The sequence below is a fragment of the Chryseolinea sp. T2 genome (assembly GCF_037203685.1).
Taxonomy (GTDB): domain Bacteria; phylum Bacteroidota; class Bacteroidia; order Cytophagales; family Cyclobacteriaceae; genus Chryseolinea.
Window position 1 is genome coordinate 1,055,190 of record NZ_JBBCAU010000001.1, and the last position, 14,169, is coordinate 1,069,358.

Here is a 14,169-nt window from a genome sequence, read left to right on the forward strand (position 1 = left end):
TGAAAATAGAAAAGCCTTTTAAACGGCTTTTCGACTGAACGCATCATCGTGCTATGTCAAACATTTTGTGCCGTTACGATGGCACCCTGGCTACGTCTTTCAAAGCATTCTGCACTGCAAATGTGAGTCGTCCGATTAATTTTTCACTTTGTAGAAATGCATTGATGTGATTACCAGGATTGTCTTTGACATTCGGGAACTTTTGCTGTACCTCGGTTGCAAATTTACGAGCTGACGCGGTGTCTCCCATTTCGTGATATGCAGCGACCTTCAGCGTAAGCTCCCATAATTCGCTTGTAAGGTGCATCTTCTCGGCCCAATAAATGACCTCATCCCATTCGCCGGTTACAAAATAATAGAAGCAAAGGCCACCATTGAACCACCATGGATAATATGGATTGAGCTGTATTGAATCCATCAGCATGGCGAAGCCTTTGTCATATTCTTCAGCACAGATAAGGCAGAAACCCAAACCTCCGGAAATACCTGCTGCATTGGATTTAAGACTCAGCCACTGCTCAATAATCTTCTGACACTCTGACTTCTGGTGAAGAAACAGATAGGCAAGTGACAACGTTTGATACGCATGATGACAACGGAGATCGACTTTTAATGCTTCCTTCCCGCACCTGACAGCCTCGTGCAACGGATTTTCCGTTTCACAGTCGAAGTCATTAAATACTCCCGCTACGTAAGTCTCTCCGAGAACTGCCCATCCCAATGCATACTGGGGACTAAGCCGAATCGCTTCTTTCATTGATGAAAGAGCCTTCCCAAAAACTGTTGAATTCTGATAGTTGACCATGTGGTAATACCAGAACACGGCATCGTAAACCTTTAAATCAAGAAGATCTTTACCGGGCGTCACGCGTGCTACGTTCCGAAATATTATTCCATGACTTCCGGCAATCTGATTAACAACGTGAATGACAATGTCATCCTGAATTTGAAAGGTGTTCAGCGCGGACCTCTCTTTTTCATAGGATACTGTCCATAGTTGTTGCTGGTTCTGTGCCTGTATTAGTTGTGCGCGGATTCGCACGGTGTCATCGATTGCCTGTATGCTACCCGTTAGAAGATAACCGGCATCCAGCAGCAACGCCGTCTTAACGAGATCATCATTTTGTAGCAAGGCCTTTCGTGAAGCGTAGTAAGACACAACTGCCAGTTCGGTAAAATTTCCGAGCTCAGTGCAAATCTGATCGCACAGCCCATCTGCCAATGACATGAGTGTATTTTCTTCTCCTGTATGAAAGGGAAGCACGGCAAGTCTTGGCATTATTTGAACAGACGTTTCCTCCTGCTGTGGTGTTGGGACATGGAGTTGAAATTTGGGAATGTAGCTTCCTTTCGGCGCACTTATGTTGATGGTATCATTTCGTCCCGGACCGCTGTAATACGTAGCCAGGGCCCGGCGCAATCGCCCGGCATGTATCCGGACAGTAGCATCTGTTTGTGGATTGTACCCGTCCCTTTTTGAAAGGATATTCACACCAATGGTGTATTCTTTCAAGACGTGCGTCTCGCCGGCCAGAGATCTTTCAACGATGAATCTGAGAAATGCAGAAAGTATCGGAGAGTTTGTAAATACTGGAAAGTTTAAGATCCGCTCAAGTTGAGCCTTTATTTCAGCAGCTTTAAAAGGAGTGGGTGATGCCATTATACAGTTAATTAACAGGAACTTTTTGATCAATAAAAGAGCAGGTTCTAGTTTCGTCCGATAATGTGTTGGAAGGTATACACAGCCAAATTCTAGCCATCATATTCCGTCTCCCCGGAATCTCATAGAACGGGAGAAAAACAAGCAAATAAAGGAAGGTACATGAAAGCAATTGCTCTGATTCTCGTTTTTGTATTATTCGCTCCGTTCTACGGTTTTTCGCAAACAGACAAGGAAGCCCTGTCATTGAAGATCTCGAAGGCTGAAGACGCCAATCTGCAAAAGCTGAAAGAGTATGTGTGGAAACGGAAGTCGCAGGTATTTATTGAGAGCCAATTGAAGCTAACAACCATTACTGAGTTCAGCTTCACTCCGGACGGAAAGCTCGACACAAAAATTGTAGACGCAGAGTCAACGGTGAAGAAGAAACCAGGTCTGAGAGGTGCGGCCCAGGCAAACGCCGCTGAGGACAAAATGGATTACATTGAAAAGGCCCTTGGTCTTGCATTGCAGTATACCTTCCTGACAAAGGGTGAAATGCTCGACTTCTTCAGCAAGGCAACCGTGACAGAAAAAAACGGACAGATTGAAGCAGTTGCGAGCGACGTGAAGGTTCCGGGTGACAGATTATTGCTGCGCATTGATCCGACCACTTACCTCTGCGGGTATCGCGAATTCAGCAGCCTGTTGGGAAAGGACAAGTTGGAGGGGGAACTTAACTACGAGATGTTCAGCAACGGTACAAATCACATTTCAACGACAACGCTGGACCTACCGGCAAAGAAGATGACCATCGATGCACAGAATCAGGATTATACGATCCGGGTCAAGTAGGCTCCGGACTATTACAACCGCGGGTCCACATTCATTGAGTTTGTGACATTCGAGCTGACACATCAACAGGAAGGAAGAATTATCATCGCTAAGTGAAATGGAAAGAGTATTTAAAATAGCCATAGCCATTATTGGTATCACGATGTTGGTTAACTTTTTATTTATCGTCGGCTTTGGCGTATACAAAACTTTTCATGGCTTCGATGTGCTGTTAAGGGATGGAGCCCCTGGAAAACCGGGCCTTGAGATTGTGGAATCACTGGACCTGTTCCTGGTGGCCCTGGTTTTCCTAATTCTGGGTGCGGGCTTTATGAAGTTGTTCTATCCCGAGATGCGTGAATTCAAATCGTTGAAATGGCCGTGGCTAAAGATTGACAATTTTAATCAACTCAAGGAACTTGTCTGGAACGCTTTTCTTCTCACTCTCCTGATCACATTCGGTACGCAAGTGCTTCGCGCGAGCGGTTCATTTCAATGGACATTTCTGATCATTCCTGTTTCCGTTCTACTCTTTGCATTGAGTGCCAGAGTCCTTCGACATTAGAGAATAGTTGCATGTGAAAAGGACGATATTATCGATTGTAATCCTGCTCCGGACTACCGCAGCACTGCTGGCTCAATCACCGAGTGAACAAATATGGGCTGAGTACATGCTCAACCTGCCCTTTGCCAACTCATGGAACATAGAATTTGCTTCCACCTACAGCACTGTGCTGGAGCAGCCAAAATGGCGATCGCTCGACGTCCAGATAACGCCGGAGTATTCAGTTTCAAACCATATCGATTTGATGGGGGCGGTGTTTGCCGGACGAACGTTTCAGGAGGCGACGGTAACGACATCAGAAATACGCGAGATGCTTGGTGCCCGAATCCATTTTACGCCAAACAAGCGCGTGCTCACGCGTTTTCTCATCCGATTTGAACAGCGCAATCAATTGGAAAGGGAGACTCACACATGGCAGCATAGTACGCGAACAAGGCTGAGAGCGGAAACTTTGACGCCAATAAACAAGAGATCAATGCAGGCCGGTGACAAGTTATGGTATGCGATCGTGGATGGAGAATTTTTCATTGTCATGGATCAGGATGTGCAGGAGCGGTTTGCCAATAGGTTTCGACTACGTACGGGCATTGGCTATCGTTTAAACTACAGCGTGAGATTTGAGTTGATGTACACCTTGCAGATGTCGAGGAATACTCTTGATAATGGCTATGAAACGACGGACAATATCTTCAGAATCCGGGTCAAGCATTTTCTTAATAAGTCGAAACCATCGCAGACTGATGGGATAAGCAACTAAAAAAAAGAAAGAGCACGATTCCGGGCTCTTTCTTTTTTTTTCAGGTGCAGACTTTATTCGGCTCCATTTTCTTTGCGCATGCAAATACACTGAAACGGATATCAGTTTAGTTGTTGCTGGTATCCACGGTGACCTTATGGATCTTACCAGTGAATTTATTGTTTCGCTCCTTGTAGTCGCCAGATACGTTAGTCTCACTATCAACACCGACATCAACGCCTTCATCGGCGGAGAAGGCGAAGGGTTGTGTTTTGGGAATGTAACCATTGGCCACGACCTGACCATCTATGTATAACGTGCACTTGCCGCCCGTGGCCGGCTGAAGTGGCTTGTCGGCAATGAATTCATATTTCAATTCGTGTTTGCCAGCAGCGACATTCTTTGGACTTGCAATGTTCGTTTTTTCGATTCCAAAGAAGTTGTATTCATGATGGAGTTTTCCACCCTTCATATACATTACCCAACCTCCAAAGCGTCCGGCCTGCGCAAGGATCACTCCGTTTGTGTTGCCGTCTTTCAGATCCACCTGCGCAGTTACCGTATAGTTTCGATTCTTAACATTGATGAATGCATTTTCTGAAATGCCGGTCATGCCCTCAAACACTGAAAGTGTAGTGCGCGGTCCCATCAGGTCTGGTCTGCCAGCGATTGATGCATCGAATCTTTCAGAGCGACGGTCGTCAATTGGGAAGACGTGATTTTTCCTGGCCTCGTTAAAGAAGATTGCCTGAAGCTCTTTCAACTTTTCAGGATTTTTTGAGGCGAGATCGACAGCTTCACTGAAGTCTTCATCAACGTGATAAAGTTCCCATACATCTTCAGTTAATGGTGGAGTGGAGTTAAGTACCCATGGTATTGAGTGGCGTGTACAGGCAACCCAACCGTTGTCGTAGATGCCGCGGTTTCCGAACATTTCAAAGTACTGAGTAGTATGACGATCAGCTGCCTTTGCATCATCAAAGGCAAACGCGAACGATACTCCGCTGAACGGTGTTTGCTCGGTTCCGTTTACAGATTTTGGAAAAGGAAGACCGGCAACCTCCATTATCGTCGGTGCAATATCTGTTACATGCGTAAACTGTGAACGGATCTCGCCTTTCGCTTTGATGCCATTTGGCCAGTGAACGACCATGCCGTTGCGCGTTCCTCCAAAATGGGAAGCAACCTGTTTCGTCCATTGAAACGGTGTGTTACCTGCGTGAGCCCATCCAATGGCGTAGTGCGGAAAAGTATTCGGACTTCCCCAGTCATCGATATGATTCATCATTTGTGATGCATTGCCCGGGATACCGTTGAGCGCCATCATTTCATTATAGGCTCCCTCAGGACCTCCCTCTGCACTTGCGCCATTATCACCAATAATGTATAAGAAGATCGTGTTGTCAAGTTCTTTCATCTCTTCCAGAGCCTGAACCAAACGCCCCACTTCGTGGTCAGTATGTTCTGCGAAGCCGGCAAACGCTTCCATCTGACGGGCAAATAATTTCTTTTGATCTGCAGTTTGATCATCCCATGCTGGAATCTCTTTCGGACGTGGAGTAAGCTGGGCATCCTGCGGAACTACACCCAATGCCTTCTGACGCGCAAATGTTTCTTCCCGGAGTTTGTCCCAACCCTGATCAAACTTACCCTTATATTTTTCTATGTATTCTTTGGGAGCATGATGAGGAGCATGTGTTGCGCCTGTTGCAAAATATATGTAGAACGGTTTATCAGGCGTGAGCGATTGCTGAGCATTGACCCAATTGATCGCCTGGTCGGTCATGTCAGTGGTGAAATGATAATTGGGATCATTCGGCGTCTCAACGCGCGTGACGCCGTCGTAAACTGCCGGTGCCCATTGATTGGTTTCGCCGCCAATGAAACCGTAAAATTTATCGAACCCTGAACGCGTTGGCCAACGATCGTATGGCCCTGACACCGACACTTCCCAGGGAGCTGTCTCATGATATTTTCCAAAAGCGGCGGTGCTATAACCATTGAGTCGAAGCATTTCGGCGAGTGGAGCAATACTGTTCGGGCGAACGCCGGTGTTACCAGGGAAGCCCGTAGCCAGTTCCATGATAGCCCCTGCGTTGTTAAGGTGATGATTACGGCCGGTAAGAATTGCAACCCGCGATGGTGAGCAAAGCGCCGTAGTATGAAAGCGATTAAACTTTAATCCATTTACTGCGAGTTTGTCAGCCGTTGCCTCGTTAACAGGACCACCGAATGCGCTCGACTGTCCAAAGCCCTGATCGTCGATCAGCACAATAACAACGTTGGGTGCATTCTGCGGTGCTTTTACTTCAAAGCGCGCAGGTACTTTAGCGTTGCGTGCGTCCAGGATAGTGTCTTTAGGATAGATCGGTTCGCGGATTGGCAGCATGGTGCGATCCGGCGATCCCGTTGAAGCGTTTTGAGAATTGCTTTCGATTTTTGGAGCATTGCTATTGCAGGCTTGCAATGCAAGCACCAGCGCCAGGACAATCAGGCGTGAGAGAGAGTTTTTCATTGGGGGTGATGGAAATGAATTAATCTGTGAAGGTTAAAAAAATCTCCCGGAAAAGAAATGTCATGTAACTGTTAAACGGACGTTAAATGCCCCAAACACTGATCAATGACGATATCCTAACCGGTGGTTTCGATGGTCCTTTCCTTCAGTTGTTCAATCTTCATCTTATCACGGCGTCGCAGCAACTTTGCCTTTAGAAACGGAATGAAGATCAATGCAATGATGATGGTGACGATGCCCTGAACAAACATTGTGTTTTGCGGGCCAATGCGATGCGACAGTGCGCCGATCAGGAGACTTCCGATGGGTTGCATACCAAAGAAAGCCATGGCATAGTAACTGATCACGCGACCGCGCATCGTTGGTGTTACGGCCAGCTGAATAAGTGTATTGCTGATGGTTGTTTGTGACATCATGCCAAAGCCCGTTACAGACAGGAATGCAAGAGCGATGGGAAAGACGGTTGCATGTGAAAAGGACAACAGACCGACGCCAAATACAATAGTGTTGATAAATAGAATTCCTTTGAGGTCGGCGCCAGGACTTCTTGAAGCAAGGAAATATGCACCACTGATCGCTCCCAATCCGATGAAACTGTTCAGATATCCAAACACTGATGCACTGCCAGCGAAAATGTCTTTGGCATAAACCGGTAACAAGGTGATGTAGGGAAGCGACAGCAGGCTGATGAGCGCCAGCATCATCATGACGCGATTGATCTCGGGTGTGTTTCGTAAGTAGGTGAAACCATTTTTCAGGTCTGCGAGTGCATTCGTGGGATGGGAAGCGATCTTGTGATGCGGAAGTTTCATCATGAGCAGAGACACTATCACGGCAATAAAACTGAATGCATTGATAGCAAAGCAAACGCCGGCACCTAGTTTCTCCAGAACGATGCCAGATAACGCAGGGCCTATGAGTCTGGCCATATGTACCATAGAAGAGTTCAAGGCTATGGCACCGGGGACGTCGTCCTTGTTGTTCATCATGTCATAGACGGTTGCCTGCCTTGCCGGTACATCGAACGCGTTAATGATACCCAATAGAACACTTAGCGTGAGAATCTGCCACACTTCATAGTTTCCAGAGATAACAAGTGCCGTGAGTGCGGCTGCCTGGATAAGCGATGCAACCTGCGTGCTGAGCAATACTTTGAAGCGATTATACCGATCGGAGATAACGCCTCCAAGAATTGACAACAGGAACGAGGGAAACTGTGTACAAAAGACAGCAACTCCGAGCATGAATGACGATGATGTCTGGTCGTAGACCAGCCAATAGACAGCAGTTCGCTGCATCCAGGTGCCAATCAATGACAGCGATTGCCCAAAGAAATACAGACGGTAGTTTCTGCTTTCGAAAGGCCGTAGTGCCTGAAATCGCGGTTCAACTGCTCGTTTCAATTTGGTGTCACTGACTTTAATTGATCTATGCATTTGTCGGGCCAAACGCAGTCCACATTTTCTGTTTGTGCTAAAAGAGAAACGAGTAATGAGTCTCCAGTCGTTCCAGGAGATCATCAGCATTTACTCTCTTCTTCAGATTTTCAAGCGGATCACCTGAGTGCTTTAATCTTTTGAAGATTGTTTCATGATTAAACTCTTCGACGCGCAGGTCTTTACTCACTTCATCCCACAACAATGGAGTTGCCACAATCGTCGACTGCCCGGGAACGAGGGAATATGGAGCAACGATTGCTTTGTCTGGAGCGTTCATTGAATAATCCAAAGTCACTTTTCCATAACCATGGCTTTCGGATCCGATCAACGAAACACGGTCGGGGATTTTCAGGCCAATCAACTTACAGATGTACTCTGCAACTTTAAAGCTTGTATCGAACGTGGAGGTTGTTTCCAGTGAAATGTAAATGTGAAATCCTGAAACACCATCGGTCTTGGGACAGGAGCGCAATTGTAACCCTTCGAGGACCTCGTTTGCTGCGAGGGCAACATCAATGGCTTTTGTGATGTCGAACTCAGGCGAATCAATGCCGATGATCAGATAGTCGGGTGTATCGTGGTGTTTGATTTTGGATAACTCGTGATCAAACTGCAGGCTTCCGTTTTCCACGTAGAACAACAAATGTTCCCTGTCGTTGCATTGCAGGTTGTTTTTCTTTTGCCTGCTCCCTGTTAATTGTGTCTTAATCCATCGTGGGAGTTCATCTTCGTTGTTCCTAAATAAAGTCCCGACCGTCATTTCAATGGGTGGCTTCAAAGTATCCGTATCCCGTTTAGTCCAAAGCAAGCGATCTTTGAGATAGGGCAGGAGGTAATCTGAAATTTCATTGTAGTATTCTAACAGTCCCCGCTTGTCGAGTTTCGAATCGCGGAAGATGATCCGGTCAAGGTTGCTGAAATGAATTTCATGTTTCAGATCGAAGTCAGGTTGCTTTGCACCCGTAGGTACCGCCTGCAGCTTGACGGGTTTGGCAGCCTTGCCGACATCAGCTTTTGTATTGGATGCCGTTGCTTTATCTTTTTTGGCCGGGGAAGATTCTGACTTTTGATTTGGTCCTGTAATCTCAAATTTTGCCGTCTTCTCCTTCTTTCTAACCGCAGGAAGCTCAGGCAGAGAACTGAATTCCGATTTAATTTCCTCATCAAATTCGAAAGGCGCTTCGTCCCAGATTTTGTTGGAAGTGCTGTGAAAGAAGTATATGCCGGGTATGTTATCGCTTACGCAGAGTTGATGATTTGAAGATTGAAGGTTACTCAGCACGGTTTGGTAAGTCATCTCGTAAAAGAGACCTGATTCACCCTGAATGCCTTCGACGTTAATGCGATCATCGATTGAGTGTCCGGCCTTCGTAATGTAGAGTCGTACGAGCTTGTCGCGGTCGGGACGGTCCTGGCAGGTACTGACGATTTCCAGAATGGTTTTGAATGCCTTGGTATTTTTCCGGATCAGCATGTTTATTCTGATTGAGCTGTGAAGTTTAACAATTCTTCCGAAGCACAGACATGTAATCTTAAATTTATGTGAAAGATTTTGGTTCAGCTGCACGTGGGTTCATGTGCTCCGATTATATATTAGCTCTATGGATAGCTATGTAACTATTTTGATGGTGCTCGGCGTGATGACCGTGTTACAGGGTGTGTCGCAGCGACTGAAAGTATCGTCAACAATGCTATTAATCATCGTGGGGTTGGCGTTTGGATTTGTGCCCTCTATGTCGTCGCTTCAGGTGCAGCCGGAAATCATCTTCTTGTTATTCCTGCCTCCGCTATTGTTCGAAGCGACGTTCAACATTTCATTTAAGGACTTTAGGGATAATCTGGATACAATAGGCGCATTGGCTTTCGGGTTGGTATTCATCACCACTGCAGGTATTGCCGTAATAGCACATTATATGATACCCGGCATGACGTGGCCGGTTGCGTTTGTTCTAGGTTCGACATTAGCGGCAACGGATGCGGTAGCTGCCATCAGCATCACGAGGAACCTGGGCATGACGAAGCTTGCCTCAACCATTCTTGAAAGTGAGAGCCTTATCAACGATGCGTCTGCACTGGTTGCTTATCAGTTTGCTGTGGCTGCTGTAGCGGGTACCGAATTTATCTGGTGGAATGCCATTTTAAAATTCTTGGTACTGATCGGCGGCGCCATCGGCGTGGGTGCCGTAATTTTTGTATTGCTTAGATTCTTTCTTCGGTTGGTGTGGTCACAGCATCTTGCGCTACTCAGTTTGATCCTCATCCTTCCATTTGTTACATACCTGGTAGCTGAGGAGGTACACGTGTCGGGGGTAATCGCTGTGGTGGCGCTTGGTTTTGGTTTCACCAGACTTAGCGACAAGGTGTTCCCGGCTGATCTTAAGCAGGCATCAAAGACGATCTGGAACATTGTGGTATTCCTGTTAAATGGACTGATCTTTATTCTGATCGGAATTGAGTTTCCGCTCGTTTTGAAATCTATCGACCAACATTTATGGCTTCCATATATTGGCTATGCGTTTATTATCACCGTTGTGGCACTGATCATTCGGAGTGTTCGCGTGGTGTTACAAAGAAGGAAACTGTTGATGGTATTCCATAATCCACGATATCAGAATGGAAAACGAAGGGTGTCGCAAAGTATGCTGCTAACCTTTCAGGACGGTGTGATCATTAGTTGGTCGGGTATGCGAGGCATTGTTTCATTGGCAATGGCCATCAGCTTGCCGGTCACACTTGCTAATGGTGAGCCATTTCCGATGCGCAATGAAATTATCTTTATAACAACTGCGGTAGTACTTTTCACGATCCTCGGGCAAGGATTGTTGCTTCCGATTATTGTTAAGAGGATTCGAAAAGAAAACAATGCTTCGGCTGAAAGCGAGGCTCATGTGAATCAATAGGCTGAGCAAGTTTTCTCAATTGAGACTTGAAAATGAACCTGACATGACATGTGGCTCAGAGGTCGAGTTCTGTAATTAAAAAGGTTCATGCCCCTTCAGCCCCGGTAATTGTCAAAGTAGGGGAAAAAGCTCGATGGCACAGATTGCGTCTGTAAAGAGGCGGTCCTTACAGACGCATCGGGCCGGCGGACTTGTTGTTGACTTGCAATGCCGTTACAATATTATCTTTTCTTTTCCGCTACAATGTAAACTGTGGCCCTGGCTGGAACTGTGATCTTAATTGACTGAGATGACATCGCTGCTGAAAATGGTTTGATTGAAGCATAGGTCAACGGCCCGCCTACTGTCCCCGCCCCATTGGTTGCGTTAACCATCACCTTAGCTGAGAACTCACCATTGTCTGTTCCCGGTTTCAGGGAGTACCAATAGTATTTTGTTCCGGCCCTGAAGTGGTTGATATTAATCATTACTGTGCGGTTGGTGGTGGCGGTATTCACAACAATAGTAGAAGCCTCACCGGAGCTGAAGGTAGAGGAATACGCAACGATGTCGGAATTAGCGGGCGTTACCGATGTTGTTACGAGTCGATCGCCTAAATACTTTTGCATGTAGTACAAATAGTAGAAAGCGGCGCGTGGATTCCAGGTACCTTCACCCGGGTTGGCTGAACCGGCGCTGTTGTTGAAGAGACCGTGATCGTTTCCATTCTCCCAGGCGTTAGCAAGATCCCATCTTGCGGCCTGGCCAATGCGATAGGTGAGCATTTCGCCGACACAAAGTACAGCGTGAATGCCGGCGACAGCGGAGACTTTCTGTTTGCTTCCTTCGGACTCTATGTTCCATTCGGTCATCGCGATGGGTTTCATCTGTACCTGATTGGTCGATGCACTATTCGTCACATAGTTGCTGATCGTTTTTGTTTCAGTGAGTGCTGATTTCAGGATGACGGCTCCTGTCGAGTTTTGATGCCACGGCGCATAATAGTTGTGCACAATGAAGAAGTCGGCGTCGTTGCCAAGTGAGCCAAACATGCTGCTGTTCCAGGTAGAGTTGGTCAGTCCGGAGCTCGCCTGAGGATTGCCAATCACTTGTGCACCGATTTTTATTGAAACGCCGATCTGCTGCGCGGCCTTACGCATTGAGTCTGCAAAGACTTTGAAGTGTTTTCCGTATAGTGCCCCCGTTATGATCTGCGGCTGACCGTCCTTGTTATCATCCAGGTTGATTTTGTACCCAGCTTCCCAGGTGCCGGCGCTTTCATTTCCGATCTCCCAGTATTTTGACCGGCCATTGTCGTGGCGCACCCAGTCGGCAGCAAGATGTGCAGCAGCCGCTACAGGGTCATTACCTTTTCCATAGCGGGCATACCCATAGTTCACGGTGATCATGCCCACATTGTTCGTTTGTTCAAGCATGGTGTAATAATTGTCGAGCGCAATAGTCCAGTTTTCGCTTTTCGAACGTGTGCCGTACCACCAGTCGGAGGCGGCCATTGTTTTAGCGCTTCCGTCAATATTGTATATGGTGGTTGCAGCATCAGCCGGAGGGGAGTTGACGGGAGAATTCCAATAGTAAACATCGCTGATGCTTCCTCCCGGAAAACGCATTACTCCGGTATTCAGATCTCTGAGGAAGCCCATGAGTACTGGCTGATCGGCGATCTGACCCATCCATTGGTTTGCATTGTTGCCGAATATATATTTCGGAATTTTTGTAATCACCTTGTTGAGATCGATGTTGATAGTATCCGTTGCGTCATTGTCGGTGATGGTACCTTCGTCGCTTGCTGCGGGTATGACGAAAGACTTTGGCGTCCAATCATCCAGGAAGAAACCAATCGATGAAGCGATGGCAGGATCGACCGGACGGTAAAGAGAATCCAACACTGTCTCTTCCGTCGGGTCGGGCGTTGGCTCGGGAGTTGGTTCAGGATCTTCGTCATGTTTGCAGGAACCGCTAAACAGCGCTAACGCCAACAATAAAAAGACACCACTATATAGGTTTTTCATGCTTGGATCAATTGAGATTCAGAACTATGGTTGTAATTGACTTTGACGGAAGGCTTATTGACTTCTTAGGCGCTGTTGATTCCAGTGCCTTGTAGTAGCTATCCGACTTGCTCTGGTCAGCCTTAAGAGCGGTGACGGTTTTTCCTGTAGCATCGACGTAGACTTTTGCTGCTTCCGTTCCGCTGTTAATCGCAATGACAGTGATTTGTTTATTATCGGGACTGATAAATGCAGATGTATATAGGGAAGTATTCGTGGAGCTTGCTGCTATCCGATGATAGCCCGCATCGACATGTTTGGAGAAATGTTTGATAAGGTAGTAGTATGGAGTAACCTTGTAAGTGGCAATAGCCGAAGACGAAGCAACGCTGATCATAGCGGCATCTTCGCCTGATGCAGGTGCGCTCCAGGCAAGCTTCCAGTAGATGTAGCCGGAGGTATTGGCGTGAACCAGCGCGTTGTGAATAAACACTCCGGTACTCAGCCAGTCAGGAAGATTGTCTGAAAACTCCGTCATGAGATTGAGCTTGGTGGAGAAGCTTCCTACACTTTTCAATGACGCGATCGTTGCATCAGCGGAAGTTCCTTCAGTGATGTTATATGGATGGAAACCGTAGATGCTGCAGTTGGCGTTGTCTTTCAAAACATTTGCAAATGAAGTAAACTTTGGAATGTCCTGCGATTCGGGGCCAACCATTAAGGGAACGTGAGGTCTGCCCTTTATCTTATCATAAATTTTATTGAAGGCAGTATTGTATCCGGGCAAGGCCGAAGTTTCCGTTATGGCCCATTCGCACGTTGTCCAACCCGCGTTTATGTAGGTGGGTTCGTTTTGAATGCTGATGTAGTCCGGATTAAATGGAACGTGATCAAGCACGTCGACCCAATAATCGGCAAATGCATCATACATAAATCCATTGTCATCTTTCTTGAGTGTACCCTCCTGAAGCTTGTTGTTGCTCTTCAAAGACTTTGGCGGGCCCCATGAACTGAGTAATACTTTAGCAGTCGGATTTCGGGCTTTGGCAAGATCATACAGTTTGTTTGTTGCATCCCAATGAGCTTTTGCGTTGTCGTCGGGCATATCGGTAGTAGTCTTGTCGGTCGGGTAATTGTTGGGATAGTACCAGTTCTTAAATCGGATAATGTCTATGCCCAGATCGCTAAACATCAGATCGGCGATCTCATTTGCCTTGTTGTTGTTTGCCACCCAGGGGCTATACCAGGTAAGTGCGCCTCCAAAGCCAACCATTTCCTGTTTAATGTCTGCTACGTTCACAACGATTGCCACGCTGTCGGCGACCGTAACCGGAGGTTCTTCCGGTTCAGGCTCAGGATCGCTGCCGCCACATGAGAACATACTACAAGTAAAAAGAAATCCCATCACCAACCACTTGCGAGTCATAATCAACATCTCCTGTAAGTTCAAATAAAAAAAGAATTATGCCGAAGGTGATAGAAGAAATGAAAGGGTCACCCGAAAGCAACCCCTTCACACTAACTAAACACTACTTCAACATTTATTAAAGACA

Annotated in this window: 10 protein-coding genes; 4 read left to right on the forward strand and 6 right to left on the reverse strand. The window is 46.8% G+C overall.

Annotated elements, in window-relative coordinates; all coding sequences use genetic code 11:
• Positions 1 to 73 precede the first annotated feature (73 nt).
• Positions 74 to 1,660, reverse strand: coding sequence for a hypothetical protein (locus tag WBG78_RS04335; protein ID WP_337325149.1), 1,587 nt, complete (start codon positions 1,658 to 1,660; stop codon positions 74 to 76).
• A 162-nt stretch (positions 1,661 to 1,822) separates the two neighbouring features.
• Here WBG78_RS04335 and WBG78_RS04340 point away from each other — a divergent pair, with 162 nt between their 5' ends.
• The 3 genes from WBG78_RS04340 to WBG78_RS04350 all read left to right on the forward strand — a co-directional run bounded on the left by WBG78_RS04340 (position 1,823) and on the right by WBG78_RS04350 (position 3,795).
• Positions 1,823 to 2,494, forward strand: coding sequence for a hypothetical protein (locus tag WBG78_RS04340; protein ID WP_337325150.1), 672 nt, complete (start codon positions 1,823 to 1,825; stop codon positions 2,492 to 2,494).
• A gap of 97 nt (positions 2,495 to 2,591) precedes the next feature.
• Positions 2,592 to 3,038 carry a YqhA family protein gene (locus WBG78_RS04345; protein WP_337325151.1) on the forward strand — a complete coding sequence of 149 codons (447 nt, stop codon included), beginning with the start codon at positions 2,592 to 2,594 and terminating at the stop codon, positions 3,036 to 3,038.
• A gap of 13 nt (positions 3,039 to 3,051) precedes the next feature.
• A complete protein-coding gene (locus tag WBG78_RS04350; RefSeq protein ID WP_337325152.1) occupies positions 3,052 to 3,795 on the forward strand; it encodes a DUF2490 domain-containing protein in 744 nt (247 codons plus the stop codon).
• A gap of 106 nt (positions 3,796 to 3,901) precedes the next feature.
• Here the strand turns inward: WBG78_RS04350 and WBG78_RS04355 are convergent, their stop codons facing one another.
• From WBG78_RS04355 to ligD, 3 genes are all read right to left on the reverse strand, one after another.
• Positions 3,902 to 6,289, reverse strand: a complete 2,388-nt coding sequence (locus WBG78_RS04355) for an arylsulfatase (protein WP_337325153.1) — start codon at positions 6,287 to 6,289, stop codon at positions 3,902 to 3,904.
• Between the two features lie 116 nt (positions 6,290 to 6,405).
• On the reverse strand, positions 6,406 to 7,692 hold the full coding sequence (locus WBG78_RS04360) for an MFS transporter (protein ID WP_337325154.1): 1,287 nt from the start codon (positions 7,690 to 7,692) through the stop codon (positions 6,406 to 6,408).
• 70 nt (positions 7,693 to 7,762) lie between these two features.
• Positions 7,763 to 9,202 carry a non-homologous end-joining DNA ligase LigD gene (gene ligD, locus WBG78_RS04365; RefSeq protein ID WP_337325155.1) on the reverse strand — a complete coding sequence of 480 codons (1,440 nt, stop codon included), beginning with the start codon at positions 9,200 to 9,202 and terminating at the stop codon, positions 7,763 to 7,765.
• Positions 9,203 to 9,329: 127 nt separating this feature from the next.
• On the opposite strand from ligD, the gene WBG78_RS04370 reads away from it, so the two are divergent.
• Entirely contained in the window at positions 9,330 to 10,628 is a 1,299-nt protein-coding gene (locus WBG78_RS04370) for a Na+/H+ antiporter (protein WP_337325156.1), read from the forward strand.
• 221 nt (positions 10,629 to 10,849) lie between these two features.
• Here the strand turns inward: WBG78_RS04370 and WBG78_RS04375 are convergent, their stop codons facing one another.
• Together WBG78_RS04375 and WBG78_RS04380 are read right to left on the reverse strand one after the other, a co-directional pair.
• Positions 10,850 to 12,637, reverse strand: a complete 1,788-nt coding sequence (locus WBG78_RS04375) for a hypothetical protein (protein WP_337325157.1) — start codon at positions 12,635 to 12,637, stop codon at positions 10,850 to 10,852.
• Positions 12,638 to 12,644: 7 nt separating this feature from the next.
• Positions 12,645 to 14,051 carry a glycoside hydrolase family 30 beta sandwich domain-containing protein gene (locus WBG78_RS04380; RefSeq protein ID WP_337325158.1) on the reverse strand — a complete coding sequence of 469 codons (1,407 nt, stop codon included), beginning with the start codon at positions 14,049 to 14,051 and terminating at the stop codon, positions 12,645 to 12,647.
• Positions 14,052 to 14,169 lie beyond the last annotated feature (118 nt).

Bases quoted from the DNA above. Each gene is read 5' to 3' on its own strand.
- WBG78_RS04375 (WP_337325157.1), bottom strand. From the start codon at position 12,637: ATGAAAAACCTATATAGTGGTGTCTTTTTATTGTTGGCGTTAGCGCTG.
- WBG78_RS04335 (WP_337325149.1), bottom strand. From the start codon at position 1,660: ATGGCATCACCCACTCCTTTTAAAGCTGCTGAAATAAAGGCTCAACTT.
- WBG78_RS04370 (WP_337325156.1), top strand. From the start codon at position 9,330: ATGGATAGCTATGTAACTATTTTGATGGTGCTCGGCGTGATGACCGTG.
- WBG78_RS04345 (WP_337325151.1), top strand. From the start codon at position 2,592: ATGGAAAGAGTATTTAAAATAGCCATAGCCATTATTGGTATCACGATG.
- WBG78_RS04355 (WP_337325153.1), bottom strand. From the start codon at position 6,289: ATGAAAAACTCTCTCTCACGCCTGATTGTCCTGGCGCTGGTGCTTGCA.
- ligD (WP_337325155.1), bottom strand. From the start codon at position 9,202: ATGCTGATCCGGAAAAATACCAAGGCATTCAAAACCATTCTGGAAATC.
- WBG78_RS04380 (WP_337325158.1), bottom strand. From the start codon at position 14,051: ATGTTGATTATGACTCGCAAGTGGTTGGTGATGGGATTTCTTTTTACT.
- WBG78_RS04340 (WP_337325150.1), top strand. From the start codon at position 1,823: ATGAAAGCAATTGCTCTGATTCTCGTTTTTGTATTATTCGCTCCGTTC.